The sequence below is a fragment of the Kitasatospora sp. MY 5-36 genome (assembly GCF_001182915.1).
In the GTDB taxonomy this organism is placed as follows: domain Bacteria; phylum Actinomycetota; class Actinomycetes; order Streptomycetales; family Streptomycetaceae; genus Kitasatospora.
Genome location: NZ_LFVW01000679.1, coordinates 1 through 6,051, shown reverse-complemented (window position 1 = coordinate 6,051; position 6,051 = coordinate 1). Strand labels below are relative to the sequence as shown.

Below are 6,051 nucleotides of genomic sequence, written 5' to 3'. Positions count from 1 at the left end.
GGGGCATCGGCGGTCCTCTGGCGGCGCGGTGGGGTCGGGGCGCCGTCGATTATGTCCGAAATGGCACTTAAAGTGCCGTTAAGCGCGGGCCGTCAGGCGCGAGTGGCGTCCGGGGCGAGCGCCGCCCACGGGGCGCCCGGCACGACCAGCGGCGTGCCGGTCACCGGGTCCGGCACCACCACCGAGTCCAGTCCGAACACCTCCCGCACCAGCTCGGCCGTCACCACGTCCCCGGGCGCGCCCTGCGCCACCACCCGGCCGTCCCGCATCGCCACCAGGTGGTCGGCGTACCGGGCGGCCTGGTTGAGGTCGTGCAGCACCGCGACGACGGTCCGGCCGCGCTCGACGTTCAGTCGGCGGACCAGGTCCAGCACCTCCACCTGGTGCGCGATGTCCAGGTAGGTGGTCGGCTCGTCCAGCAGCAGGATGTCGGTGCCCTGGGCGAGCGCCATCGCGATCCAGGCGCGCTGGCGCTGGCCGCCGGACAGCTCGTCCATGCTCCGCTCGGCCAGCTCGGCGGTGGAGGTGCGCTCCAGCGCCTCCGCGACCGCCGTCTCGTCCTCCGGCGACCACTGCTGCCACCAGCTCTGGTGCGGCTGGCGGCCGCGCGCGACCAGGTCCGCCACCGAGATGCCCTCGGGGGCGGACGGCGACTGCGGCAGCAGGCCGAGCCGCTGGGCGATCCGCTTGGTCGGGATCCGCGCCAGCTCCTCGCCGTCCAGCAGCACCGCGCCCCGGACCGGCTTCAGCAGCCGGCCGAGGGCCCGCAGCAGGGTCGACTTGCCGCACGCGTTCGGGCCGACGATCACCGTCACCCGCCCGTCCGGGACGGCCACGTCCAGGTCCTCGACGACCGTGCGCGCCTCGTAGGCCAGGGTGAGGCCCCGGGCCTCCAGGCGGTGTTCGGACATCAGGAACCTCCACGGCGGGATCGGATCAGCAGCCACATCAGGTACGGCGCGCCGACCAGGCCGGTCACCACGCCCACCGGCAGCTCCGTCGGAGCCAGCAGCCGTCGGGCGACCAGGTCGGCGAGGACCACCACCAGCGCGCCGGTCAGCGCCGAGCAGAACAGCGGGACCTGCGCCGAGCGGGCCAGCCGCAGCGCGATCTGCGGGGCCATCAGCGCGACGAAGTCCACCGGCCCGGCGGCCCCGGCCGCGCACGAGGCCAGCACGATGCCGAGCAGCGCCATGCCGAGGCGGATCCGGTCCAGGCGCAGGCCGAGGCCGACGGCGGTGGCGTCGTCGAAGGAGATCGACCGCTGGGCGCGGGCGGCCCACAGCGCGACCGGCACGGCGGCGAGCAGCACCCAGGCGAGCCAGTCGGCCTGGTCGTAGCCGGCGCCGTTCAGGCTGCCGGTCATCCAGACCTTGGCGGCCTGGGCCTGGAAGCCGTCGCCCTTGGTGAGGAAGACGGAGGTGAGCGAGGACAGCGCGACGCTGATGCCGATGCCGATCAGCACGAAGCGCTGCGCGTGCAGGCCGCGCCGCCAGGCCAGCGCGTACACCAGCAGCCCGGCCACCAGGCCGCCGGCCACCGCCGCGTACGGGGCCTGGCCGGTCGAGCCGACCACGCCGTACGCCATCAGACCGACCACGGTCGCGGTCGCGCCCCAGGTCACGCCCACCACGTCGGGGCTGGCCAGCGGATTGCGGGCGACGGTCTGGATCAGCGCCCCGGCCAGCCCGAGCGCCAGGCCGACCAGCAGCCCGACCACCACCCGGGGCAGCCGGAACTCGCCGACCACCAGCTCGTGCGGGCTCGGTCGGCCGAGCACCACCTTGACCACCTCGGACGGCGCGACGGTGGACTCGCCCAGGCAGAGCGAGGCCACCACGGTCGCCGCCAGCGCCACCAGCAGCCCGACGGTGACGGCCAGCGAGCGCCGGTGCACCAGGAACGACGCCCGCCCGGCCCGGACGACGGTGTAGCCGCGCAGCGAGACCTTGCGGGAGACGGATGCCGTGCCGGGGACGGGAGTCATGCCGCCACCACCTTGCGGCGGCGGACCAGGGCCACCAGCACCGGGACGCCGACCAGCGCCGTCATCACGCCCGCCGGGACCTCGGACGGCGGGAACAGGACCCGGCCGAGGGTGTCGGCGAGCAGCAGCAGCGCCGGGCCGAGGACGGCGGAGAAGGCGAGGATCCAGCGGTGGTCGGCGCCGGCCAGCGCGCGGGCCGCGTGCGGGACGGCGAGGCCGACGAAGGCGATCGGGCCGGCCGCCGCGACCGCCGAGCCGGTCAGGACGGTCGCGCCGAGCGCACCGACCGCCCGGACCAGGCCGGTCTTGGCGCCCAGCCCCTTCGCGGTGTCGTCGCCGAGCGCCAGCGCGTCCAGTCCGCGCGCCACCGCGACCACCAGCACCGTGCCGACGGCCAGGAACGGCAGCAGCTGCCAGGCCACGTCCGAGGTCCGCCCGGAGAGCGAGCCGACGTGCCAGAAGCGGAACTGGTCCATGGTGGCCGCGTCGGTGGTCAGCACCAGGGTGTTGAGCGAGGCGATGAACGCGGACGTCGCCGAGCCGGCCAGCGCCAGCTTGATCGGCGTGGCCCCGCCCCGGCCGCGCCCGGCGAGCCCGTACACCAGCACGGTGGCGATCACCGCGCCGGCGAAGCCGAACCAGACGTACCCGGTGAGGGTGGAGACGCCGAAGCCGGAGATGGCGACCACCACGCCGGCCGCCGCGCCCTGGGAGACGCCGAGGATGCCGGGGTCGGCGATCGGGTTGCGGGTCAGGCCCTGCATGACGGCCCCGGCCAGGCCGAGCGCCGCGCCGACGGCCAGTCCGACGACGGTGCGCGGCACCCGCAGCTCGCGGACCACCACGGCGTTCGCGGTGTCGCCGCCGTGCAGCAGGGCGTCCAGCGTGTCGCCGAACGGGATGGTCCGGCTGCCGACCGCCAGGCTCAGCAGCACCGCGGCGGCCAGCACGACGAGTGCGGCGGCCAGCCACAGTATTCGGCGCCGCGGCGCGCGGTACGGCGCGCGGGGCGCACCGGGCGGTGCGCTGGTGTCGGTCATGGGCCCTCTCCGCTGACAACTCAGGCAAACCTAAGTTCCGCCGTGAAGCCCGGGCAAATCGCCTCGTGGCCCGGGGCACCCGTTGGGTAGCCTGGCGGCATGCCCGCGACCTCACCCGCCCCGCTCACCGTCGGCTTCGACCTCGACATGACGCTGCTGGACACCCGGCCGGGTATCCGCGCCACCTACCTGGCGCTCTCCGCCGAGACCGGCACCCCCATCGACGCCGACCTGGTGGTCACCCGGCTCGGCCCGCCGCTGCTGGACGAGATCCGCAACTGGTTCCCGGAGCACGAGGTGGAGCGGGCCGTCACCCGCTACCGCGAGCTCTACCGCGACCACGCCTTCGCCCCGACCGTGGCCCTGCCCGGCGCGCACGCCGCCGTCGAGGCGGTCCGCGCCCACGGCGGCCGGGTCGCGGTGATCACCGGCAAGTACGAGCCGAACGCCCGCCTCCACCTGGAGCACGCCGGGCTGGCCGCGGACACCGTGATCGGCGACCTGTGGGCGGAGACCAAGGGCGACGCGCTGCGCGAGCACGGCGCGAGCGTCTACGTCGGCGACCACCTCGGCGACATCCGCGGGGCCCGGCACGCCGACGCCCTCGCGGTCTGCGTGCCCACCGGCCCGTACAGCGCGCGGGAACTCCACGAGGCGGGCGCGGACGTGGTGCTGGACGACCTCACCGGCTTCCCGGACTGGCTCGCCGGCCACCTGGCCGACCGCTAGGGCGGGCGCCGGAGCAGGCCCGCGGGCCTCAGGAGCCGGAGGGCCTCAGGACTCGACCGGCTCGATCCGGCGGCGCTGGGCCCGCGCGTTCAGCAGCAGTCCGGTCAGCGCGGCCAGGAAGCCGGCCGGCATCAGCATGCTCAGCCAGTACGCGGCCGTCGGCAGCGGCGTCAGGTGCAGGAACAGCGGGACGAAGGTGACCAGGGTGGCGAGCGCGCCGAGACCGAAGACGATCACCCCGGCCTTGACGTACACGTCGCCGGGGTCGGCGCTCTGGCTGCTCACGTCTGCTCACTCCTACGGGCCGGTCGGAACTGCCCCCAGTCTGGCAGAGCGGCCGCCGGGGAGGCCCACCGGAGCGGGCCGGTCACGTTGCGCAGTTTCCCGGCAGCTGAACGTTTTGATCCCTGTTGAGCGGGGGTATGCACGGGGTGCCGAGGGGCGCTACAGGTGCGCCCCGCGTCCTCAGACCCGGGGGTGTGAGCCGATGGACCGCGCGGAGCCGCGCCCCGGCCGTGCCAGTGCCGGGTCGCCCGTGACCGCGAGATCCCGTTCCCGCCGCCCCCACCGGGCCTCGGAACGCGGGTCCCTCGCGGAACGCGGATGAGGCAGTGACGGACGGTTAGTCTGCTCCTGACCGCGTGCCGGCCACGAGCGCCCACGGGCGCCGAGCCGAGGTCGGCCGCCTTTCCCCACCACCCAGTGATCCCCGGCCAGGGCCGGGATCCCTCACACCCATTCGAGGACTGTTCGAGATGCCCACCGGCCAGGTCAAGTGGTTCAACGAGACGAAGGGCTTCGGCTTCCTGTCGCGCGACGACGGCGGGGACGTCTTCGTCCACACCAAGGCGCTGCCCGACGGTGTCACGTCGCTGAAGCCGGGTCAGCGGGTCGAGTTCGGCGTGGTCGCCGGCCACCGCGGGGACCAGGCGATGGCCGTGCAGCTGCTGGACGCACTGCCCTCGGTGGCCGCCGCCCAGCGGCGGAGCGCCGACGACATGGCGCCGATCGTCCAGGACCTGATCACCACGCTGGACGCGGTGCTGCCCGGCCTCCAGCGCGGGCGCTACCCCGCCAAGCCGACCGGCCAGAAGCTGGCCGGCCTGCTGCGCGCGGTGGCCGACAACTTCGACGTCTGACGGGGAGCCGGACAGCCCTGGAGCCGGAACGCGCTGAAGTCGGAACGCTCTAGAACGCCAGCGCACCCGGGTCGAGCGGGGGCACCAGCCCCTCCGCGGCGGCCCGGGTGAGCAGCGCGCGGACGGCCGCGTAGCCCTCCTCGCCGAGGTCCTCGGTGAACTCGGTGACGTACAGCCCGATGTGCTGCTCGGCGACGTCCAGGTCCATCTCCTGGGCGTGCGCCAGCACGTACCCGCGGCTCGCGGCCGGGTCCGCCCAGGCCTGCCGGACGGAGGAGCGGATCGCGTCGGCGATCTCCCGCAGCCGCTCGGCGCCGAGCGAGCGCCGGGCGACGATCGCGCCCAGCGGGATCGGCAGGCCGGTCTCCCGCTCCCAGGCCTCGCCCATGTCGGCCAGGCTGTGCAGGCCGTACTGCTGGTACGTGAAGCGGGCCTCGTGGATGACCAGGCCGGCGTCCACCCGGCCGTCCCGGACGGCGGGCATGATCTCGTGGAACGGCAGGACGACGATCTCGCCGAAGCCGCCCGGCACCGCCTTCGCCGCCCAGAGCCGGAACAGCAGGTAGGCGGTGGAGCGCTCGGAGGGCACCGCGACGGTCTTCCCGGCCAGGTCGGCGGGGGAGTCCACGCCCGGCAGGGTGAGCACCAGCGGGCCGCAGCCGCGGCCCAGCGCGCCGCCGCAGGGCAGCAGGGCGTACTGCTCCAGGACCCAGGGCAGCGCGCCGTAGCTGATCTTCAGCACGTCCAGCTCGCCGCGCTCGGCCTGCCCGTTGGTGATGTCGATGTCGGCGAAGGTCACCTCGGGGGCGTCCGCCCCGGGCACCAGGCCGTGCGCCCAGGCGTGGAAGACGAAGGTGTCGTTCGGGCAGGGCGAGTACGCGATGCTCAGCCGTTCAGCCACGGCCGGCCTCCTCAATCGGTTCGTGGTGCGGATGCCAGCTCGTGGACGGGCAGGGCGGCGAAGGCCCGTTCCAGGGCGGCCAGCGCCTCGCCGATCCGCCAGGCGGCCCGGTCGCGCGGGCCCACCGGGTTGGACACGGTGCGCAGTTCGAGGGCCGGCACGCCGTACCGGGCGGCGGCCTCGGCCACGCCGAAGCCCTCCATCGCCTCGGCGACGGCGCCCGGGTGGCGGGTGGCCAGCGCGGCGGCGCGCTCG

Annotated in this window: 7 protein-coding genes and 1 pseudogene; 2 read left to right on the top strand and 6 right to left on the bottom strand. The window is 74.9% G+C overall.

Translation table 11 applies throughout. From position 1 onward, the window contains the following. Window positions 1-92 precede the first annotated feature (92 nt). Genes AE652_RS33450 through AE652_RS33440 form a run of 3 tightly spaced genes read right to left on the bottom strand, consistent with a single transcriptional unit; the run spans window position 93 to window position 3,027 of the window. Window positions 93-911: an ABC transporter ATP-binding protein gene (locus AE652_RS33450; RefSeq protein WP_049658480.1), complete on the bottom strand. Its 819-nt coding sequence runs from the start codon at window positions 909-911 to the stop codon at window positions 93-95. Then, the gene (locus AE652_RS33445; protein WP_049658477.1) at window positions 911-1,987 is read right to left on the bottom strand and encodes an iron chelate uptake ABC transporter family permease subunit; all 1,077 of its coding nucleotides are present in this window, start codon (window positions 1,985-1,987) and stop codon (window positions 911-913) included. The genes AE652_RS33450 and AE652_RS33445 overlap by 1 nt, the downstream gene beginning before the upstream one ends. Next, window positions 1,984-3,027: an iron ABC transporter permease gene (locus AE652_RS33440; protein WP_049658474.1), complete on the bottom strand. Its 1,044-nt coding sequence runs from the start codon at window positions 3,025-3,027 to the stop codon at window positions 1,984-1,986. The genes AE652_RS33445 and AE652_RS33440 overlap by 4 nt, the downstream gene beginning before the upstream one ends. 99 nt (window positions 3,028-3,126) lie before the next feature. Here AE652_RS33440 and AE652_RS33435 point away from each other — a divergent pair, with 99 nt between their 5' ends. Continuing rightward, entirely contained in the window at window positions 3,127-3,756 is a 630-nt protein-coding gene (locus tag AE652_RS33435; protein ID WP_049658472.1) for an HAD family hydrolase, read from the top strand. A 45-nt stretch (window positions 3,757-3,801) separates the two neighbouring features. Here AE652_RS33435 and AE652_RS33430 read toward each other — a convergent pair whose 3' ends face one another. Beyond that, window positions 3,802-4,041 (bottom strand): hypothetical protein, encoded by a 240-nt coding sequence (locus AE652_RS33430; RefSeq protein WP_049658468.1) that lies wholly within the window; start codon window positions 4,039-4,041, stop codon window positions 3,802-3,804. A gap of 470 nt (window positions 4,042-4,511) precedes the next feature. Between AE652_RS33430 and AE652_RS49340 the strand changes: the two genes are divergently transcribed. Beyond that, a complete protein-coding gene (locus AE652_RS49340; RefSeq protein WP_049658465.1) occupies window positions 4,512-4,895 on the top strand; it encodes a cold-shock protein in 384 nt (127 codons plus the stop codon). Window positions 4,896-4,944: 49 nt separating this feature from the next. Here the strand turns inward: AE652_RS49340 and AE652_RS33420 are convergent, their stop codons facing one another. Together AE652_RS33420 and AE652_RS33415 are read right to left on the bottom strand one after the other, a co-directional pair. Beyond that, window positions 4,945-5,796, bottom strand: coding sequence for a 1,4-dihydroxy-6-naphthoate synthase (locus tag AE652_RS33420; protein WP_079272738.1), 852 nt, complete (start codon window positions 5,794-5,796; stop codon window positions 4,945-4,947). Between the two features lie 11 nt (window positions 5,797-5,807). Continuing rightward, window positions 5,808-6,051: pseudogene (locus tag AE652_RS33415) on the bottom strand (futalosine hydrolase); the annotation flags it as partial.

Excerpts from the sequence above, each read along its gene's own strand:
- AE652_RS49340 (WP_049658465.1), top strand. The coding sequence starts at position 4,512 with ATGCCCACCGGCCAGGTCAAGTGGTTCAACGAGACGAAGGGCTTCGGC.
- AE652_RS33445 (WP_049658477.1), bottom strand. The coding sequence starts at position 1,987 with ATGACTCCCGTCCCCGGCACGGCATCCGTCTCCCGCAAGGTCTCGCTG.
- AE652_RS33440 (WP_049658474.1), bottom strand. The coding sequence starts at position 3,027 with ATGACCGACACCAGCGCACCGCCCGGTGCGCCCCGCGCGCCGTACCGC.
- AE652_RS33435 (WP_049658472.1), top strand. The coding sequence starts at position 3,127 with ATGCCCGCGACCTCACCCGCCCCGCTCACCGTCGGCTTCGACCTCGAC.
- AE652_RS33450 (WP_049658480.1), bottom strand. The coding sequence starts at position 911 with ATGTCCGAACACCGCCTGGAGGCCCGGGGCCTCACCCTGGCCTACGAG.